Origin of the sequence: Bacteroides sp. DH3716P (genome assembly GCF_025914115.1) — a bacterium.
GTDB lineage: Bacteria > Bacteroidota > Bacteroidia > Bacteroidales > Bacteroidaceae > Bacteroides > Bacteroides ovatus.
In genome coordinates this window covers 3,975,897-3,997,671 of the sequence record NZ_CP083673.1, presented here as the reverse complement: position 1 = coordinate 3,997,671, position 21,775 = coordinate 3,975,897, and the positions used below count along the sequence as shown (strand labels likewise).

Annotated in this window: 11 protein-coding genes; all 11 read left to right on the top strand. The window is 41.9% G+C overall.

Annotated elements, in window-relative coordinates:
• Positions 1 to 28: 28 nt before the first annotated feature.
• The gene (locus KQP79_RS14970) at positions 29 to 430 is read left to right on the top strand and encodes a hypothetical protein (RefSeq protein ID WP_004310274.1); all 402 of its coding nucleotides are present in this window, start codon (positions 29 to 31) and stop codon (positions 428 to 430) included.
• A 90-nt stretch (positions 431 to 520) separates the two neighbouring features.
• Positions 521 to 1,711: a clostripain-related cysteine peptidase gene (locus tag KQP79_RS14965; protein ID WP_008777198.1), complete on the top strand. Its 1,191-nt coding sequence runs from the start codon at positions 521 to 523 to the stop codon at positions 1,709 to 1,711.
• 57 nt (positions 1,712 to 1,768) lie between these two features.
• A complete protein-coding gene (locus tag KQP79_RS14960; protein WP_004296671.1) occupies positions 1,769 to 2,314 on the top strand; it encodes an RNA polymerase sigma factor in 546 nt (181 codons plus the stop codon).
• 62 nt (positions 2,315 to 2,376) lie between these two features.
• The gene (locus KQP79_RS14955) at positions 2,377 to 3,549 is read left to right on the top strand and encodes a FecR family protein (RefSeq protein WP_004310276.1); all 1,173 of its coding nucleotides are present in this window, start codon (positions 2,377 to 2,379) and stop codon (positions 3,547 to 3,549) included.
• A gap of 148 nt (positions 3,550 to 3,697) precedes the next feature.
• Complete coding sequence (locus KQP79_RS14950; protein ID WP_061448574.1) at positions 3,698 to 7,123, top strand: TonB-dependent receptor; 3,426 nt, start codon at positions 3,698 to 3,700, stop codon at positions 7,121 to 7,123.
• Positions 7,124 to 7,128: 5 nt separating this feature from the next.
• On the top strand, positions 7,129 to 8,886 hold the full coding sequence (locus KQP79_RS14945; RefSeq protein ID WP_032849776.1) for a RagB/SusD family nutrient uptake outer membrane protein: 1,758 nt from the start codon (positions 7,129 to 7,131) through the stop codon (positions 8,884 to 8,886).
• A gap of 29 nt (positions 8,887 to 8,915) precedes the next feature.
• Complete coding sequence (locus KQP79_RS14940; protein WP_008025350.1) at positions 8,916 to 11,744, top strand: SusC/RagA family TonB-linked outer membrane protein; 2,829 nt, start codon at positions 8,916 to 8,918, stop codon at positions 11,742 to 11,744.
• Between the two features lie 26 nt (positions 11,745 to 11,770).
• The gene (locus KQP79_RS14935) at positions 11,771 to 14,434 is read left to right on the top strand and encodes a RagB/SusD family nutrient uptake outer membrane protein (RefSeq protein WP_061448573.1); all 2,664 of its coding nucleotides are present in this window, start codon (positions 11,771 to 11,773) and stop codon (positions 14,432 to 14,434) included.
• A 19-nt stretch (positions 14,435 to 14,453) separates the two neighbouring features.
• Positions 14,454 to 17,603, top strand: a complete 3,150-nt coding sequence (locus KQP79_RS14925; RefSeq protein ID WP_262912953.1) for a glycoside hydrolase family 3 N-terminal domain-containing protein — start codon at positions 14,454 to 14,456, stop codon at positions 17,601 to 17,603.
• Between the two features lie 16 nt (positions 17,604 to 17,619).
• A complete protein-coding gene (locus tag KQP79_RS14920; RefSeq protein WP_061448572.1) occupies positions 17,620 to 18,801 on the top strand; it encodes a metallophosphoesterase in 1,182 nt (393 codons plus the stop codon).
• A gap of 57 nt (positions 18,802 to 18,858) precedes the next feature.
• Complete coding sequence (locus tag KQP79_RS14915; RefSeq protein ID WP_224262682.1) at positions 18,859 to 20,919, top strand: SusF/SusE family outer membrane protein; 2,061 nt, start codon at positions 18,859 to 18,861, stop codon at positions 20,917 to 20,919.
• The last annotated feature ends 856 nt before the right edge of the window (positions 20,920 to 21,775 follow it).

Genomic DNA, 21,775 nt, shown 5'->3' with positions numbered 1-21,775 from the left:
ACCTTTGCAAGGTTAAAAATTATATGATATGAAATACGTAAAAATACTATTTGCAATTGCACTTGTGTTTACCATGTGCTCCGCTTTTTCTCTGAAAAAAGACCATTCTAAACCGGTTTATGCTTTTGGAATTTCTGCTTCATTTACGGATACGGTAGTCTATTTCACGGATATTCAGATATTAGATAGTGCGAAGGTTAGCAAAGAAGGGTTCTTGGCTCATCGTGAATTATATAGTTATCAGTTGAAAAATTATCTGGAGGATAACCAACTGCAGCAGAATAGTACATGTATGATTTACTTCTCGGAAAACAGAAAGAAGTTGGAAAAAGAAGCAACGAAGATTCTGAATAAATATAAGAAGAATAATAGAATGACGGTATCGCGGATTGATTCAGATAAATTCCGCTTTACGAAACCGGAAGAATAATAAGCAATAGTTAAATTGTTAATATAATAAGAGATGCAGCTTTGCATCTCTTATTTTTTTATCTTTGCCTCGTAATAAACTTGAAATCTAATGAAAAAGATAAAAATATTCTCCTTGTTTGTGTGTTTGGCTATGCTGGTAATCGCTTGTCATAATGACGATGATGAAAGAGGAGTCCAGATGCGTACAGTTCTTGTTTATATAGCAGGTGACAATTCTCTTCGCAGCTTTGCCACAGAGGATTTGGCGGAAATGACAGAGGGAATGCAGTCTGTAGATGATAACTCTTATAACCTACTCGTATACATTGATACCGGATCAAGTCCTAAACTAATTCGATTGAAGAAGGATAAAAAGAAGAATGTCGTACAGGAGGTAATCGCTACGTATGAAGGACGAAATTCTGTAGATGTCTCTAAGATGAAGGAGGTTATCAACACGGCATTTTCTGAATATCCGGCACAGAGTTATGGGTTGGTTTTGTGGTCTCATGGAGAAGGATGGTTGGCAAAATCGCAGAATAAAACCCGTTGGTGGGGACAGGATGGTGGTTCAAATTACATGGATATTTCCGAGTTAAAAGATGTTCTGCGTAATGCGCCTCATTTGAGTTTTCTTCTTTTCGATGCATGCTTTATGCAATCTGTTGAGGTGGTCTATGAATTGAAGGAACATGCGGATTACATTATAGGCTCTCCGACAGAGATACCCGCACCGGGTGCTCCATATCAGAAAGTAGTTCCGGCTATGTTTGCCAATAATGCATCGGCTACGGACATAGCAAAGGCATATTTTGAATTTTATGCAGATGAAAATCTTTATACTGGCAAATTGCCATATAATTGGGGCTTAGGTGATCCCTGGACGGCAGGAGTCTCTGTTTCTGTAGTGAACACTTCCATGTTGGAACAACTGGATAAAAGCAGTAGTGAGATTATTCCGAAATATATTAAGGGCAGACAAGCGATAGCCACATCGGGCATACTCTGTTATGATTGTCGGTCCAGTAAGTATTATTATGATTTTGATGGATTAATACGTTCTTTAGGTAGTGAGACTAGCGAATATGAGGCTTGGAAAGCTGCTTATGATGCTGCTGTGGTTTATTGGAAGACTACTCCTAATAATTACTCCAGTTATGGCGGTAGTTTCTCGATGAATGGCTCTGCAGGACTTTCTACTTATATATTTCGTCAGTCGTATGAAGAGGAGATAAATCCTTTTTATCGTCAGTCGATACAATGGTACTCCGCTGCCGGATGGGATGAGACAGGCTGGTGATAATTACCATTTCAATATTCTTTAGAAGATAGGATTCTAACTTTTTGTGAAGATAGTGTGAAGAATAAGCAATCCTTATATAAGTGGTTATATGAGACGTATGAGAACGATTTGTTTTCATACGGCATTGCTTTTGGCATTAGTAAAGAACTTTTAGAAGATGCCATTCACGATGTTTTTTTGCATTTATATGAGCGTGAGCACAAACTTTGGGAAAGTCAGAATATGAAGTTCTATCTGTTGAACTGTTTGAAGAACCGGATTCGGACCATTAAGAAAAAAGAAATGAATACCGAATTTCTGGAAGAAGGTTCTGATAACTATAGTTTCCTTATTGAAGTGAACGGCTTTGAACTCATAGATGAAGAAAAAGAAAGAGCCGCTATGCAAAAACAGCTGAAAAAGATGCTGGATAGCCTTACAGACCGGCAACGGGAGGCTGTATATCTTCGTTATACCCAAGGACTTAGCTATGAGGAAATCGGGAAATTGATGGGAATACAACCTAAAGCAGCACAGAAATTAGTGTATCGGGCTATCGAACAAATGCGTAAAATTCAGCCTCAAATTATTTATTTTTTCCTTTTCGGTTATTTTCTTTAATTTTCGTGGGGGTATTTTTGTTCTTTGCGTGTTTTTAAAGTGAAACCGTAAAAAGAACGAGTATGCATTCAGATCGAATACCCGAATCGACAAAACAATGGCTACAAAATGAAGACTTCATATTGTGGTGTCTGGCTCCTACCCAGGAATCGGAAGAATGGTGGGTTAATTATCAAAAAGAGCATCCCGAAGATCAAGCATCCCTACAGGAGGCCCGCAAAATCATATTATCTGCCCGGCTGAATCCGGTTCAGCGCTTACCCGAAGAATCAGAAAGATTGTGGGCACGTATAGAGACAAGCATGGAGCGTCGTGATAAGAGACATCGTTTTATCTTATTTACCCGTTATGCTGCCGCCTGTGTACTAATATTAGGTATTGTTTCTTTCTGGTTGATTCATTCTTTTCAGACGTCCGGAACTGCTGATGATCTGCTTGTCAATGTGAAAGCAGATACTCTGTATCAGAAAGTAATGCTGATAAGAGATGATGCGGAAGCGATTCAGATAGAGAATAATGCCGTCATTACTTATGATAGCAATATTACTATTCAATCCGATGGTAAGGAAACAGAGATAATCAAAGAGGGAGCGGTTCAACCCGGAAAACAAAATACACTGATAGTTCCTTATGGTAGCCATTCATCCATTGTATTGGCAGACGGATCGAAAGTATGGATTAATTCCGGAAGTAAATTACGTTTCCCTTCCTCTTTTGGTCCGGGCGAACGCAGGATAAAAGTAGAAGGAGAGATTTATATAGAAGTTGCCAAAGATACTTCCCGGCCTTTTTATGTAGAGACACCCCAACTGACAGTTAATGTATTGGGAACAAAGTTTAATGTGTCTGCCTATGCTGATGATGCATTGCAATCCGTGGTGTTGGTAGAAGGAAAAGTAAATGTAAAAGCAAACTCCAATGAAGATTTTGTCCTTTTGCCTAATCAGCGTTTTAAGTTGAGTGATGGGATATCCGGCATCGACGAAGTTAATGCTTACGATTATATTTCATGGAAAGATGGCGTACTTCAGTTCCGGGGTGAGACAATGAAAGATATTATCCAACGGCTAAGTCGCTACTATAATGTATCTATCACATGTACGCCGGAAGTTGCGCAAAAGTGTACAATGGGAAAACTTATCTTATTTGATGATATAGAACAAGTCATGAAAACCTTCTCGTTGCTGTACGATGTCCAGTGTACAATTGAAGCGGGAAGTATAAAAATCGAGTAATAACCCTAAAAATTTAATGCCTATGAATAAACCACAGAAATGAAGCCTTTGTAAAAAAGAAGTTCGGAAGAGAGGCAACTCTTCCGAACCCGTGAGATTTAAATTTTTCAATTACTTATGAAAAACCTAAAAATTGATACGCAAAAATATGGAAAATTCCTATTACAATCATGCAAATAGGGCATATTTTCTTTGTAAATCATATCTGTTTGTGAAATTTTTTGTTATTTTTCTATTTATAGCGAATGTAACTCTCGCTAATGGAAATGGAACGAGCGAACTCTATGATATAAAGAAAGGGACTCTACTGGAATATTTTAAAGATATAGAGAAAGAAACAGGCTACGTTTTCATCTATTCGAAAGATATCCGACCTAGTTTAAATCAAGTTGTCAGTGTAGATCTATCCAGGAAGAAGACAATCACAGAAAAATTGTCAGCCTTGTTTGAAAAGACAAATCTGGTATATGAAATAAATGGAAAACAGATTGTTGTAAAGAGAAAAACGGCAGTGAAAAAGAATCTTTCTTCACAGCCACAGGAGCCTCGGAGAATAACCGGTACTATTACCGATACAAAAGGAGAACCGATTATCGGTGCCAATATCAAGGAAGTCGGTACATTTAACGGCATAATTTCCGATATAAACGGGCGCTTTGCCTTATCTGTAAATCCGAATGCAGTTTTGGAAATCAGTTATATCGGTTATGTCACGACGACAGTACCTGTAAAAGACAATAAAGTGCTTTCTATTGAAATAAAAGAAGCCGAGCAAAGTCTGGAGGAAGTCGTTGTTGTCGGCTACGGAAAGCAGAAGAAAGAAAGTGTGACAGCATCTATCGCTTCTATTTCGAGGAAAGAACTGGTACAGACACAACAATCCAATATTAGTAACATGCTGGTAGGACGAATGCCGGGATTGATTGCTTTTCAAAGAAGTGGTGCTCCCGGCGAAGACGCTTCCAGTCTGTTAATCAGAGGTGTCAGTACATTTACAGACAACACGGCTCCTTTAATAATGATCGATGGCATCGAACGAACTAATTTTGACGGCATAGATCCGAATGAAGTTGAATCATTGAATATACTTAAAGATGCTTCGGCAACAGCGATCTATGGAGTAAAGGGAGCTAACGGCGTAGTATTAATTACTACCCGTAAAGGGGAAAGAGGGCGTCCCCGGTTGAGCTATTCGGGTAATTTTGCTTTGCAGCAATCTACCCAGCTCCCCAGTTATCTGAATAGTGCGGATTATGCAACTTTATACAATGAAGCTTTAGAAAATGACTCCCGGGTTTCGGGTTCTACCTACCAACCGAAATTCACGGATAAAGATATTGAATTGTACAGAAATGGCTTTGATCCGATTTTGCATCCGAACACTAACTGGATAGACGATTTTCTTAGAAAGTTTTCTACCCGCACTCAACATAACATCAACCTTTCGGGTGGTACAGAACGTGTGAAATACTTTATATCGGGAAGTTATTTCGATCAGACCGGTATCTATAAACATACCAAGATAGATTCGGATCATGATGTAAATCCCCGTAACACCCGTTATAACTTCAGAACTAATTTCGATTTTCAGATAACGCGGGACTTTTCGACAACTGTTCAAATGGCCGCCCAGATAGGCAGAGTGATTACTCCGGGCTCCGGTAACAGTGGAATCTGGCAAGCTATTTCTTTTGCCAATCCCTTGAGCTCTCCGGGATTGGTGGACAATAAAATTGTCCGCATACAGGATGGATTGGGAAGCGTCAATCCCTGGCAAACCTTATTAAGCAACGGTTATCAGAAAGATAATAGAAATAACATCAATACAACATTACGTCTGAATTATGATTTATCATCTTTGCTGACCAAAGGTTTGTCCGTACACGGGAGTATCGCGTATGATAGCTATTATTACAGCCGTAAGAAATATTCGAAAACCTTTCCTTATTATCTTGCGCGCCGTGATGCGGAAGATCCGGATTACATCTATCTGATCCCCCAATCAGAAGAGAGTATCTGGTCTGTAAGTACCGGATGGGATAAGAACCGGAAAGTATATATGGAGTTTGGAATTGATTATAATAGAACTTTCGGGCTTCATAAAACGACAGCACTTATTCTGTATAATCAGAGTAAATACTATTCCCCCTCCCTTCAATATTATGTACCTAATGCTTATCAGGGATTGGTAGGACGATTGACCTATGAATATGCCTCCCGTTATTTGGCAGAATTCAATATGGGATACAACGGAACCGAGAATTTTGCCAAAGGCAAACGGTTCGGATTTTTTCCTGCTGTTTCATTAGGTTGGGTCATCAGTGAAGAAAAGTTTTTTCCGAAAAACAATATCGTTAAATATCTAAAGGTGAGAGGGTCCTACGGAGAGGTAGGAAACGATCAGATAGGTGGTGATCGATTTTTGTATCTGCCGTCTTCTTATGGAGCAGCGAGCGATTCGGGTGTGAACAAGTATAATTTCGGTTTGGCTTCCAATCCGTATACTTCACTGATGATTGTTGAAAATAAAATCGGTAATCCTGATTTGACTTGGGAAAAGGCGAAAAAGATGAATGTCGGTGTAGATATTAATCTGTTCAATAATTGTCTGACTGCTTCATTTGATATATTCAAAGAAAAACGAAATAACATATTAGCCAACAGATCAACATCCCCCATGATTATAGGTGCTAATCTTCCTGCATATAATTTTGGAGAAATGGAAAATCGCGGTTGGGAAATGGACCTTAATTTTAGACATCATATACAAGATTTCCATTATTGGGCACGCTTCAATTATTCATTTGCGAGGAATGAAATCATCTACATGGATGAAGTGCAGAAGAGATATGATTATCAGATGACTACCGGAAGAAGAAAGAATCAGTTTTTCGGACTGATCTTTGACGGATACTATAACTCGTGGGAAGAAATCAATGCATTAGACCGTCCTAAAAGTTCATGGAGCGGGAATCAGTTGCAACCGGGAGACGTCAAGTATGTAGACGTCAACCGGGATGGAGTGATTGATGATTACGACATGGTTCCGATAGGATACACCCCCGTACCGGAGATTATTTACGGTTTCTCATTCGGAGCGCAATATAAAGGATTTGATTTCTCCATCTTATTTCAGGGAGCCGACAATGTATCCATTAAATATTTCGGACGGTCGATGTGGCCTTTCGCGAAAGGAGAAGAGAGTGCGAAATCTCTGATAAAAGAACGTTGGACACAGGAACGGTATGAGGCAGGAGAAAAGATCACCTTTCCCCGTTTGTCTCTGAATCCCAACGGAGAAACCGATCACAACTATCGTCCTTCTACTCTTTGGATACGGGATGCCAGTTATTTGCGATTGAAAAACCTCGAAGTAGGATATACATTTACCGGAGGTTTTGTCAAACGGCTTAACCTGAATAGTGTAAGATTATATTTCAACGGTTCCAATTTATTCACGTGGACAGATGTGGTAGATCTGGACCCGGAAGCACCTTCGAGAAGTGGAAATGTTGAAATCAATACATATCCGTTGCAGAAAGTATATAATATTGGTCTTAATATAAATTTTTGATAATCATGAAAAGAATAACATATATATGTGCAATACTTCTGTCGTCTGTATTGATGTTTTCGTGTAGTGACTATCTGGAAGCTCCGCCCTCTGTCGATTTGGATGAAGACGGTGTCTTTGCCGACAGGACTTTGACAGAACAATACATAACAGGCATCTATGCAGAAGGTATGCCGCTGGGGTTCTCGATGGGAAGTAGCGGGATCGACCGTAAATTGTGTGCAACCTCAACCCTGGCAGGAGCGTGTGATGAAGCCGAACAAGGTGCAAACTGGGGGAAGGGCAATGCCTCGTGGAACGTGGACAATCATAACAACAGCAGCATAGACTGGGATGAAGACCCCCGTCACAACACCCGTTGGCAGACATTACGAAAATGCAATATCGTGCTTGAACGTATTGACGAAGTGCCCGATGATCCGGGAGACGTTGATTTTAAGACACGTTCCAGAGGCGAAGCCTATTTTATGCGGGCTTTGGTCTTCTGGGAAGGAGTATATAGATATGGTGGACTGCCTATAATACACCGTAGAATAAATCCGTCGGAAGATGGTAAACTACCCCGTAATACATTTTCCGATTGTGTAGACTCCATTCTTGTCGATTGTGACCGGGCTGCCTCCATATTACCGGATTATTATACGAATTCGATATTGGTGGGACGGGCAAACAGGATAGCCGCCTTAGCCCTCAAATCCAGAGTACTCCTGTATGCGGCGAGTCCTTTGTTCAATACCGACGATCCGTACCTTCCTTTAAGTGGAAATAATGACCTGATAGGATATGGAAACTATAGTAAAGAACGCTGGAATGAAGCTGCTAAAGCAGCCAAGGCAGCCATTACCGCTGTTGAATCTTCTGGCTATTATGACTTGTACGATGAGGGAACACCTGAAACAAATTACGAACATGTGTGGACTGCTCCCGATAACAAAGAAATAATTCTGGCCAACAAAAAATATCGGAATTTCACAACAAGCAGTCATCCCATAACAAGCAATATACCGGCATGGGCGGGAAGTAGTTGGAGCGACGGCGGTCTTTTTACAACCTTCAATTTCGTGCGTTTCTATGAGAAAAAAGACGGGAACCAACAAACATGGAATATGGATGGTGGCGATGATCTGCTTGAAAAGTACGACGAACTGGACCCTCGTTTTGCGCAAACCATTGCAGCACATGGAGCTAACTGGAATACAGAGATTGGAATTCTTAATTTTCTGCCCGGTGGAGCTCACAATGTAGCCAATGATAAAACGAAACACCTGGTTCGCAAATGGGTACCTCGCGTACTAAGAGCAACGGCTCCGCGCAACTCCACTAATATGGACTGGATTGTCTTCCGGGTAGCCGAACTCTATCTGAATTATGCAGAAGCTTTGAATGAATATTATGAAACTCCCCCGAAAGAAGCATTCGATGCAGTCCTGAAAGTTCGTGAACGCTCCGGAATGCCGGGCTTTCCTTCCACTTTGAATAAAAAGCAGTTCAGGGAGAAACTGCGAAGAGAACGAGCCGTGGAACTGGCTTATGAAGATCATCGTTTCTGGGATATAAGACGTTGGCTGATAGCCGATGATGAAGGTGTTATGAAAGGTGCCATGTATGGATTGCAGCTCTCCGCTGTTACAGGAGCACCGGGTAAAGTACATTACAAACCTTATGTCTTTGAAAACAGATTATGGAGTGACCGTTCTTATTTACATCCTATCAAGCAGACCGAAATAGATAAAGGGTATATGCTTCAGAATCCGGGATGGTAAATATGTTCAATCAACTAAAAATAAAAGGTATGACAATAATAAACAGTATATACAAAGGGAAGCGTTATGCTATACTTTTGACTACTATTCTCACTTTTTATGCTCCCGTTTTGTTTGCTCAACACATAGCCGATTCTGCACTTGTAGAAGTCGCCTATGGGCAACAACCGGAATGGAGGCGAACAAGTGCCATTTCTTCCATACGTGGGGAAGATTTGCTGAAAACTACTTCCGCAAGCTTGGGAAATAGTCTGCAAGGACAGCTTCCCGGACTAACATTGTTGCAACAAAGCGGAGAGCCCGGCTATGATTTCTCTATCGCGAATCTCTACCTCCGGGGACGTACTTCCTATGCAAGCGGACAAAAAATGCTGGTATATGTCGACGGTTTCGAAGCCCCGATTGAAAGTCTGTCCACTGCGGAAATCGAGTCTGTAACATTATTGAAAGACGCTTCGGCTCTGGCTTTATATGGTATGCGTGGTGCAAATGGTGTTTTATTGGTGACAACCAAGAAAGGATGCGTTTCCGCTCCGCAAGTCAGTATCCGTTTACAAACGGGAATACAACAACCGTTGGGCGTTCCCGATCCTATCAATGCGTATGATTATGCCACCTTATACAATCAGGCGCGTGTGAATGACGGATTGCCTCGTTTATACACTCCAGAGGAATTGAATGCCTATCAGAACAACACCGATCCTTACTTTTACCCCAATGTAAACTGGAAAAAGGCCATTTTGAATAATACAGCTCCTTTGAGTATGGCTGATTTAAGTTTTAAAGGAGGAGGAGATGTGGTGCAATACTATGTAATGATGAATCTTTTGCAGAACATCGGTTTCTACAAAGACACCGATAAAAAACGCCGGGAAAACTCGAATGCCTATTATGCGAGCTTTAATTTCAGGTCTAATTTGAATATCCAGATAAGCAAACACCTGTCTACCGGACTCAATTTTAGCGGGAGTGTAGGTAATCGCTCTATTCCCGGAGGCAGCAGTTCTGCCAACGGACTTTTGGGAGCGATATGGAGAACAGCTCCGAATGCATTTCCGGTGTACAACCCCGACGGATCGTATGGAGGAAATGCCGCTTTTACCAACCCGGTCGGTAATATCGTCAGCAGAGGGCTTTATAAAGAAAACAGCCGGACTTTCCAACTGATTTTTATGCCTAAATACGACCTGGAGAAACTGACAAAGGGATTAAGTGTCAGTGCCGGTATTGCCTACAACAACTATATGGCGGATTCATCTATAAAGAATCAGAATTATGCCCGTTATTCTCTTTCCAAAGGAGCAGGGGGAGAGGTGCTATATACACCCTACGGCGCTGATTCTCCTTTGGAATCCGATGAAGGATTCCGTACTGACTGGAGCCGTCTGAACTTTAAGGCACAGTTGGATTATGATCGCGTTTTCAAGCAACATCAACTCACTGCCAGCATCTTTTTCCTGTCTGATTTATATCAGAAATATGGAAGTCGTGATGACATTAAATACTTGAATTATGCAGGGCGGGTAACTTACTCTTATAATCAAAAATACATAGGAGAATTTGCAGCTTCATATACAGGTTGTGATGATTATGCTCCTGGAAAAAGATATGGATTCTTTCCCGCTTTCTCCGCCGGATGGATACTGTCGAAAGAAAACTTCATGAAAAATATCAACTGGGTTGAATATTTGAAACTAAGAGCATCTATCGGACTGGTTGGAAACAATCAGAATGAGAACGGACGTTATCTGTTCGACCAGACTTATAGCAGTAACGGCTCCTATTTTTTAGGTACAGGGTCGTCATCAACAGGCGGGTTTCGGGCAGATATGATTGCCAATCCCGATATTAGTTGGGAGAAGGAACGTGTATTCAATATTGGATTGGATGCAGTTTTACTGAAAGGGCTGTCGGTAGAATTCGATTATTTCCATAAAGAAAGATATGATATCCTGTCACAGCCGTATTCCACTATTCCCGGATTTGTTGGAGCCTCTTATGGCGACATATTGCCTTATATGAATGTAGGTAAAGTAAAGAATCAAGGTTTCGAGGGTACGATCAGGTACGAAAGCAGTCTTAAAAACAACTTCAACTATTACGTTGAAACATCGGCGTGGTATGCAAAGAATGAAATTGTCGATATGGCGGAAGAAGTGAAACTCTACGATTATCAATATCGTAAAGGACGTTCCGTGAATACTCCTTTTGTACTTGTTGCTGACGGACTGTATCAGGAGAGTGATTTCGATTCGAATGGAAGTCTGAAGTCACATTTACCGGTACCGCAGTTTGGAGAAGTAAACCCCGGTGATATAAAATATATCGATAAAAATGGTGATGGAGTAGTCGATTCCAATGACTCCTATCCTGTGGGATATTCTAATATTCCGGAGTGGAATTATGCTTTGAAAATAGGCTTTGAATGGAAAGGGATAGACGTTGAGGCTTTATTTCATGGCGTTGCCAATAGAGACATCTATTTGAGCGGGCCGTTGGCTTATTCCTTTACCGACAATGGCTCTGCTTCAAAACTGGCTCTCGACAGCTGGACACCGGAGAATCCCAATGCTTCTTATCCCCGTTTGTCTACCCGGACATTTGAAAACAATTACCGGATATCTACATATTGGAAAAGAAACGGAAACTACTTCAGAATGAAGAATATCCGGATTGGATATACCTTCCCCCAGTCAATAGCAAGAGCGATAAAATTGTCCAGATTGTATGTGTATGCTAATGCGAGCAATCTTTTCACCGTGAGTCATCTTGACGGATTGGCCGACCCGGAAAGCAGTTCTTTGATTACATATCCGTTGACACGTTCCTACAACCTGGGAATAAAAATTGATTTTTAATAGGTAAGAACAAAAATATAATAATTATGAAATACCCAATAGGTTTATCTATCATATTGAATGCTCTTGCTGCTATCAGCATATTGTCCGGATGCAGTGATTATCTGGACAGAGAGTATGATTCGTTTATCGACAACGAGATGACCTTTACTTCCTATGAACGTACAAGCAAATTTCTAGTCAATGCTTATCGGTATCTGCCTGATGGTTTCAACCGTATCGGTTCCGAAGCTATGTTGGATGCCGCTACCGATGATGCCGAACATGCTAATGCCTCCTGCAACATCCAGCACTTCAACACCGGAGCCTGGAATTCAAGGTCCAATCCGGATGATTTGTGGAATAAGTATTACGCAGGAATTCGCATAGCGAATGAATTTATAGAAAATGTAGACAGAGTGAATCTGGATAAATACAGACTCGATCCGGATAATCAGAATGAATATCAGAACCGTCTGAATGACTTGAAAACATGGAAATATGAGGCCCGTTTTTTAAGAGCGTTTTTCCATTTCGAGCTGGTGAAACGTTTCGGACCTGTACCTGTGATTACTTCTACACTATCCGTCAATGCGGATTATTCGGAGACTCCACGCCCGTCTATGGACGATTGCATCTCATTCATCTCCAGCGAATGTGATAAGGTAGCCGAAGTGCTCGATTTAACTCCGGGACGAGGAATCGATTCGGATTTGGGACGTGCAACGAAGGGAGCCGCATTGGCTTTGAAAAGCAGAGTTTTATTGTATGCGGCCAGTCCCTTGTATCTGGACTGGCAGAATTTTTCGGAAAGCGATCTTCCTTCCGATATGGAGAAATGGAAAGCTGCGGCACAGGCTGCGAAAGACGTAATTGATCTGGGCATATATTCGTTGTATGGCAGTTATGCCACTTTATTCAAGAATAACTTTCAGAATTCCGAGTTTATTCTGATGCGTCGTTATGGAAACAATTCCGACTTTGAAAAATACAACTTTCCTGTCAGTTATGGTGGGGTAGGCGGCATCAATCCTTCGTTGAATCTGGTAGACTCTTATGAAATGAAAGATGGCAGCTATTTTAGTTGGGAGAATGAGGAAAATGCCGTTCGTCCGCAATTCTACCGGGATGACAGGTTGAATGCTACCATTCTGCTGAATGATTCCGTTTGGAAAAGCACGGCGGTAGAGAATTGGGACGGTGGAAAAGACGGTCTGGGCGTTACCAATGCAACCAAAACTGGATTCTATCTGAAAAAGTACCTCAATGAAGATGTGAATATCCAAACCGGCGGAGGAAGTCAGGGACATATCTGGCCGTTATTTCGTTTAGCGGAGATTTACCTGAATTATGCGGAAGCCTTGAATGAGTACGATCCCGAAAATACGGATATAGCAGAGTACATCAATCGAGTGCGCAATCGTGCCGGACAACCGAATCTGCCTTCCGGATTGACGCAGGACGAAATGCGTGAGCGTATCCGGCGTGAACGTCGTGTCGAACTGGCATTTGAGGAACATCGTTCGTGGGATGTAAGACGGTGGAAGATTGCGCAAGAAACACTCGGAGGAGATTTGCTAGGTCTTGAAATCACCCGTAAGAATCAGGCTCGAAGAGCTGTTACCCGGAATTCCGTAATACCGGTTAACGAAGTTCCGGAAGGATGGCATTATTACGATGGAGACGAATTCAATGATTTGGTCGTAAACAACTCATATTGGGGACAGTATGGAAGCGACACTCCGGTAGGAAACTCACAGTATGGACAACCCACTGGAAATATCCAGACTTATCGTAAAAAACAGATTACGATTGAGAAAGGGAGTGGCGGATTGAGCTTTGCCCGGATAACAGCCACCAAGGACGACAATCCACCGGCTCCGACATTAAGCACTGCCAGTACGAGAGAAGGATGGTGGTCGGGAGCTTTGTCCAGCCGGGATACCGACAAATATGGTTATCAGGGGAAATATTACCCTCTGCATTCCCGCATTGAGATTCGTGCAAAAATACCTTATATATATGGTATATGGATGGGACCGTGGTGTCGTCATTATGCAGGAGCCAGTGTTGCGGAACTTGACATCGAAGAGTTTTTCGTCAAGGAATTTGAGAATACGGCTTCACCCCGCCGGCTTAGCCAGGCTTTACATTTGCATGATAATAAAACAGGCAATCTGGGAATCAACGTGAATGGGTACGGACGACATACAGTGCTTGATTTTGATCCGGGAGCAGACTTCCATACGTATGGCGTTCAGGTAGATCCGGACCCGGTTTCTCCGGATAAGCATGCTATCATCAGCTACCTGTTGGATGGTAAAGTAACCAATACATTCAAGACGATTGACTATGATGACAGATATAATACATTTATAACCAAAGCAATAGCGGAGGGAAGAGAAAAGCGAACCTGGGACATTGCGATAACCGGACAAATCGGAGGAAAGAATGAAAATGGTATCGGCTATCCCGAAGACAGGAATGCCAATTTGAGAAACGTTTCGATGGATGTAGATTGGGTACGTGTATTTACCCGGGATGAAACAGAACCAGAGATTCCTGAAAAGCCGGAATATCCCGTCGAGAAGTTTGATTATTCCCGTGCTGTGGTAGAAAAGAGAGTGTTTGATTCTAAAATGTATTGGTATCCCATACCTGAAAGTGAGATTCTGCAGTTGAAGAACTGGAAACAGAATCCGGGTTGGTAAATCATTAAAAAGAAATATCATGTTGAAAATAAAGATTCTAATAATCATATTTTGCTGTATCGGGGTGGTGAAAGCCCAAACCGTTATTCCTCCTTCATCAGAAACCCCTCCCGGATGGATTTATTACGATGGAGACGAGTTTAACGGAGATGTGATTGACTCCCGGTATTGGGGAATATATGGTTCCCAAAAAGTGGGGCGACCCACCTATAATCAGGAAAATAAAGCCATGCTTCAGACATACCGTCCGGAGCAGGTCTTTATCGAAACCCTTCCTACAGGAGAGAAGATTTGTCGAATTCACTCATTCAAAAGTAAAGATGCGCCCAGTCCCGTTCATCCCAGTGTGAAGAGCAAGACCGGATGGTGGTCGGGAGCGCTGTCCAGCAGAGATTCCGATACGGAGAAATATTATCCTCTTTTCTGCCGCATAGAGATCAAAGCCAAAGTCCCATATCTATATGGGCTTTGGAATGCACTTTGGTTGAGGCATTATAAAGGAGCTGGAGTAGCCGAAATAGATATACTGGAGTTTTTTACCAAAGCTTTCGGGGAAAATCCTTATCCGGCCAAAGCGAATCAAACCTTGCATTTGTTCAATTCGGAAACGCAAAGGTTGGGAATCAATCTACCCAAAGGTCAGATACGATATACTGAAATCGGAGACGATAAGCCGGGAGATAATTTCCATGTATATGCGGTTCAGATAGATCCCGATCCTGTTGATAACAATCATGCCATCATTACGTTTCTGATAGATAATAAAGTCAATTACCAGATACATACCCGTACACAGTTGGGGGATGCATATACTGATTTTATCACTAAGGCTCGTAAAGAGAATCGGCTGGACAGAGTTTGGGATATTGCTATCACCGGGCAGGTAGGAGCATTTGACAAGTTGGATGTCGGCTATCCTGCGGAGGAATTGCAGCAATTTGATTTCGATATTGATTGGATAAGAGTTTATGTTCGCGATCCGCATACCCGGATCGTCGGAAATAGTAAACTACCTCATACTCCGGAAGCGGATTCATTTGTTAAAGATTTGCTCTCACGGATGACTGTGGAAGAGAAGATCGGCCAGTTATCCCAATACGTAGGCCGTACCCTTCTAACCGGTCCTGAATCAGAATATTTGAGCGATTCATTGATAGCACGCGGACTTGTAGGTTCTGTTTTGAATATATCCGGTGCAAAGACATTGCGTGATTTGCAGGAAAAGAATATGCGTTATTCCCGGATAAAGATACCGATTCTTTTTGGGATGGACGTGATTCATGGATATAAGACAATCTTTCCGACTCCTTTGGCGGAATCGTGTAGTTGGGATTTAGCAGCGATCGAACGAGCTGCCAAGATTGCTGCGATTGAATCCTCGGCAGCCGGACTACATTGGACGTTCGCTCCTATGGTCGACATCGCAAGAGACGCCCGTTGGGGCAGGGTAGTGGAAGGAGCAGGAGAAGACACCTACCTGGGAAGTGAAATAGCCAAAGCAAGAGTGAATGGTTTTCAGTGGAATCTTTGGGAGAATAATTCAGTATTGGCATGTGCAAAGCATTGGGTAGCTTACGGACTTCCCCAGGCGGGAAGAGATTATGCTCCGGTGGATATGTCGGAACGGACTTTGTTTGATACTTATCTACCTCCTTTTAAGGCTTGCATTGATGCGGGAGTACTTACTTTTATGAGTGCTTTCAATGATATAAATGGTATTCCTGCGTCCGCACATCCGTTCCTGCTCAAAGACTTATTGAGAGGGCAATGGAATTTCAATGGTTTTGTGGTAAGCGATTGGGAAGCAGTGAAGCAGCTGGTGGCGCAGGGAGTGGCGGAAGACGATAAAGACGCTACCCGTCTGGCTTTCAATTCCGGCATCGACATGGATATGACAGATGGGCTCTATAATAAATACATGAAAGAACTGATAGAAGCCGGTAAAATCAGTATGGAAGATGTCGACAATTCCGTCAGTCGGATTCTGCATATCAAATATGCTTTGGGACTGTTTGTTGATCCATATAAATTCTGTAATGAAGAATACGAATCGCAGACAATCATGAAAAAAGAATTTCTGGATGCAGCACTGGACATGGCTCATAAATCGGCTGTCCTGCTGAAGAATGACAATCATACATTACCGCTGGCAAAAAATGTCCGTTCCATTGCCGTGGTAGGTCCGCTGGCCGATAATCAGACCGAACTGCTGGGCTCGTGGAGAGCAAGAGGGGAAGATCGCCATGTGACGACTGTATTGCAGGGCATAAAGAACAAAATCGGCGGTAACAAAACGAAAGTTGGATATGCCCGTGGTTGCGATTTTGACGGAGAAGATAAGTCAGGATTCAAAGAAGCAGTGAAATTGGCTTCCAAAAGTGATATGGTGATTGCCGTTGTCGGTGAAAAAGCTTTGATGAGTGGCGAATCGAGAAGCCGTGCCCAACTGGATTTGCCGGGTGTGCAGGAAGAATTGATAAAAGAACTGGTTGCCACAGGGAAACCCGTTGTCGTCGTATTGATGAATGGGCGTCCGCTGTCTATCGAATGGGTGGACAAGAACGTATCGGCCATTCTCGAAACCTGGTTTTTAGGTACTTCTGCAGGAACCGCTATTGCTGATATACTGTTCGGTGATTATAATCCTTCCGGAAGATTGACCATTTCTTTTCCACGGGTAGAGGGACAAGTACCGGTTTACTATAACTATAAGAAATCCGGACGTCCGGGAGATATGCCCCATTCCTCAACCACCCGGCATATCGATGTTCCGAATGCTCCGCTCTATCCTTTTGGTTACGGTTTGAGTTATACCACATTCAGTTATTCAGTTCCGCAGAGCACCCAAAAAGAATATACGCGACAGGAGACCATCTCCGTTTCGGTGACAGTAACCAATACCGGAGACAGAGATGGCGAAGAGACTGTGCAACTGTATGTGAATGATAAAGTTGCTTCTGTTGTGCGTCCGGTAAAGGAGTTGAAGGCATTCAAAAAAATATTCCTGAAAGCGGGGGAGTCAAAGACCGTTCAGTTTGACATTTCTCCTTTAGCTTTAGGCTTTTATGATGCTGCCATGAACTATGTGGTAGAACCCGGTGAATTTGAAATTATGACCGGCTGCAACAGTAATGATTTACAAACCATATCGGTCAAACTAATAAATTAGAAGGAGGAACCGTTCTATGAGAAATTGGATAATTGTATTTTTTGTCATCTTTGCCGCTCGGCTTTCTGCACATGACGGTGACAGTATAAAGATCACACACGGTCCTTACCTGTGTGATATGAGTACCGACGGCGTGACAGTGGTATGGACTACAAACAAACCTACTCTTTCGTGGGTGGAAGTGGCGCCTGCCGGTGAAGATCATTTCTATGGGAAGGAACGTCCGCGATATTACGATACGGAGTCCGGACGTAAGCGGGCCAATGATACAATCCACCGTGTACGCATCAAACATTTGGAACCCGGCAGGGAATACAGATACCGGATTTTTTCGAGAGAAGTTGTCTCTTGGCCTTCGAGTGACTGGGTAACTTATGGATTGATTGCTGCTTCAAATGTATACAAGCAAGAACCTTTCAGATTCAGAACTTTCGACGACCGGAAGAAAGAAATTTCCTTTCTGGTATTAAATGATATTCACGGGCGGAGTGACTATATGAAGTCTCTGTGTCGGGAAGTAGATTTCAAATCTCTTGATTTCGTTTTGCTTAATGGAGATATGTCGTCATGGGTAGAGGGGCAGGAGCAGATATGTAAAGATTATATTGATGCTTGTGTCGAATTGTTTGCGTCCGAAGTGCCTATTGTTTTCAACCGGGGAAACCATGAAACACGTGGAGTTTATTCCGATGCGTTGATAAAGTATTTTCCTACGTCTACCGGAACTTTTTATTATCGTTTCAACATAGGTAAGGTTTGTTTTCTTGTTCTTGATTCCGGTGAAGATAAGCCGGATTCGGATTTGGAGTATGCCGGTATTGCCGACTATGACAATTATCGAGAAGAAGAAACCCTATGGTTGCGGAGTGTGGTGGAAGAAAACGATTTTAAGCAATCATCCCTTCGGATCGCATTCCTGCACATCCCGCCGACGATAGGCAATTGGCATGGAAACTATCATTTGCAGCAAACCTTGTTGCCCGTTTTAAATACGGCTGGAATTGATCTGATGTTATCCGGACACACTCATAAATATTATTTCCGTGAATCAGAACCCGATAAAGCCAACTTTCCCATCCTTGTCAATGATAATAACAGCTATCTGCTTTGTAAGATAAAAGATGGAAAAATGGTGATTGATGTGGTAGGAGCGAATGGAAAAGACAAGAAGCAACATCAGTTTGATGTGAAATTTTAGTCAAATACCATTAGATTCCAATAGTATAGTTATTTATAATTTAATGTAATCATGAAGATGAAAACTATAATAAAATTATTATTTGTATTTTCGTTGCCATTTATTTTCTGTCGTTGTGCCGACGACGGGATACACTATGAACGGGAAATCAATGTTCCCGAAGGTATCTATCTGACGGGGAGTGCGTCCCAATTCTCGGTAGAGGCAATCAATGGTAAAATGAATGTGATAAAAGAGGGCACTTTGGTCGCATTGAACACATGGCTGACATCCAGCGGAGATTTTTATATCTCTTTAGTCGGACCGGATGGGCAACCCGTTTATTATGGGCAGGGAGCGCTTTTGCAAAACGACAACAGTGAGGTGTCAACTTATTCTTTGGCTCCTGGAACCGGCGGTTTCAGAGTAATGGAAGATGGATTGTATCAGCTAATTGTGAATCCTTTATTGAAACAGGTTAATATTGTTCCATTCAATTTCCGTTTGACGAGTAAATTCGAACTGACAGAAGACGGTGAAAACGAACTCTTTCTTCAAAAACCGTCTTACGACCATATTAACCATGTGGCTACCTGGGTGTCCAGTGGCGAGTTAGAAGTGATATTACCGGCAGAGTTTTCGTTTAATTATACCGATAATACGTCTTTTGATGTGAAGGAAACAGATACGGAGAAATATACATTCTCTTCTATGTACACCGGAACGGGAGGAAGTATAAAAATGAATGTTTTAACTGAAGAATATGCCGAACTAACCAACCAGTCGCAAGTGCAGCTCAATCTTAAAAACAAAGGTGAGTATAAAGTAACGCTTCAATATGAAGTCTTGACAGGAAAATTCTTTGCGAAGATGACGGGCAATGAGATCATAGAACCCGAACCGGAGGGGTATCCGGAGAAACTATATATGATTGGAGATGAATTTGGAAACTGGAATTGGAATTCGACAAATGTGGTAGAGATGGCCCCTGTGGGACAGCTTGGCAATGGTGCATTCTGGACTATCAAGTATTTCAATGCTGGTCAGGGAATTAAATGGGCATCGGAAAAATCTGATGCGGAAAGTTTTGCCTCTTTGGGTACAAATGTCAATTATGTTGTAGGCAGTAACGGAAGAGCGACGGTAGAAACAAGCGGCCTGTATTTGGTATATGTAGATATGAACCGTAATCTTATAGCTTTTGAGAAACCTGCCGTTTATGGAATAGGTGAGTGTTTTGACGGACAGGAAGTATCGTTCGATCTTTCCGGGCAGAATTTCTCTGCTGTCACTACAACACAAGGCAATCTTCAGATGTATGCAACTTCCGACTATAACAATAGAGACTGGAACACTATGGAATTCAACATCTATAATGGACAAATCTATTATCGTGGTGTAGGTGCTGCACTGGAACCGGTTCCTGTTGCTTCTAATATACCAATAGAACTTGATTTCTCTCAAGATAGAGGTAAAATAGCTGTGACTTTTGCCTCTCCAAGTGATGTCCCCTCAACAGCGAAGGCTATTTATATGGTTGGCGATGAATTTGGAAACATGAATTGGGGCTCGGATGGGGTTATCTCATTAGATAAGGTTTGGAACAGTGCCGACCGATGGATACATATTAATTATTTCAATGCCGGAACTAAACTTCGTTTCTCTACATCCAAGATATTTGGTGATGGAGAGTTTACCGGACTGACTAATAATGTGGGCTTCGAAATCTCTGACGAAGGACTGGTGGTTATCCCCCAAAGTGGTACTTATATCATTTTCGTTGATTTAGGTTCGAAGACCATCTCCATCCAAAAGCCTGTAATCTATGGGTATGGAACGGCAGCCGGAGGAAACAACGAAAAGATCTTGCCTTTTACGGAAAGTAGCGACGGGAAAACATTCTCTGTTACTTTACCTAATGGAGGACGTTTCAGAATACATCCTTATATTCCTGCTTTTGATAATCTTAATCCTTCATTTGGTGCTTGGAAACGCGAATATGCTGTTAATCCGGAGACTCTTGAAATCTATTTGCGTAAAGAGGGCATGGATGAACCGAACAAAGATTATGTATGGGCTGCCAACACTATAATAACTCTTGATTTCAGGGCAGCGAAAGGAACGATAGTAGTTCCTTAGCCCGGTCTGCTCCAAGAAAAATTGTAGCTGATTATATTTTTATATCACTTTTACCCTCACACCCTCACACCTTCGTTCAATCCCTTTATTCATCGTGGTTGCAAGGTGTGAGGGAACGTGTGGCAGTAGGGTGAGGGTAAAAAGTTACCCTCACCCTATTTAATTTTAGTTTTACTTTTAATTTATTGATTTATAGTGAAATATACTTCTGTTTGGATGTAAACAACTAATCTCATATCTCACTATTTTGATCCTTTTTCTATCATATAAATGCCGAAAGTGTGTCATTAGTATCTGCTTTTGAAGTACCGTCTCTTATTCTATATTCTTTCATCAATTATAGGTTAATACCTAATGATCTTTCTGTAAACTCTTAATGCTTCTTATGGGCTCACTATAGTAGATAGACTTGTTTACAGTAGTGAGCTTGTTTGTCTACATTTGATAGCTTATTTGTTCACATTGGTGAGCCCTTACTAATCACTAAGCGAGAATGTATACTATTCTCGAACATTTCCGTTCTGCACTCTGTAATCTGAAAAAAGGAGGTATTGACCTAAGTTTAAATAAATGGGTTGAGTTGGTGAGTCTTTGTACTACAGATTTTTCCCTTACAGGCATCTTCTTGCTTTTTCCTTTTTCGCCTTTACGCGCCCGCGTGTGATATAATAATGTGTATCCCTCTCGTCGTTTCCGCGCACAATTTCCCTATACATGAAAAATATGTTCTACAACATCGTTATGCGTCAGCACTTTAGCAAATGTACTCAAAAATAATTAGAAAAAATAGTTTGATATATTTGGAGTGTATACCAAAAGGGCGTACTTTTGCACCCGCTTTCCAAGAGAAGAAAGC

Excerpts from the sequence above, each read along its gene's own strand:
- KQP79_RS14970 (WP_004310274.1), top strand. The coding sequence starts at position 29 with ATGAAATACGTAAAAATACTATTTGCAATTGCACTTGTGTTTACCATG.
- KQP79_RS14965 (WP_008777198.1), top strand. The coding sequence starts at position 521 with ATGAAAAAGATAAAAATATTCTCCTTGTTTGTGTGTTTGGCTATGCTG.
- KQP79_RS14955 (WP_004310276.1), top strand. The coding sequence starts at position 2,377 with ATGCATTCAGATCGAATACCCGAATCGACAAAACAATGGCTACAAAAT.
- KQP79_RS14950 (WP_061448574.1), top strand. The coding sequence starts at position 3,698 with ATGGAAAATTCCTATTACAATCATGCAAATAGGGCATATTTTCTTTGT.
- KQP79_RS14945 (WP_032849776.1), top strand. The coding sequence starts at position 7,129 with ATGAAAAGAATAACATATATATGTGCAATACTTCTGTCGTCTGTATTG.
- KQP79_RS14940 (WP_008025350.1), top strand. The coding sequence starts at position 8,916 with ATGACAATAATAAACAGTATATACAAAGGGAAGCGTTATGCTATACTT.
- KQP79_RS14935 (WP_061448573.1), top strand. The coding sequence starts at position 11,771 with ATGAAATACCCAATAGGTTTATCTATCATATTGAATGCTCTTGCTGCT.
- KQP79_RS14925 (WP_262912953.1), top strand. The coding sequence starts at position 14,454 with ATGTTGAAAATAAAGATTCTAATAATCATATTTTGCTGTATCGGGGTG.
- KQP79_RS14920 (WP_061448572.1), top strand. The coding sequence starts at position 17,620 with ATGAGAAATTGGATAATTGTATTTTTTGTCATCTTTGCCGCTCGGCTT.
- KQP79_RS14915 (WP_224262682.1), top strand. The coding sequence starts at position 18,859 with ATGAAAACTATAATAAAATTATTATTTGTATTTTCGTTGCCATTTATT.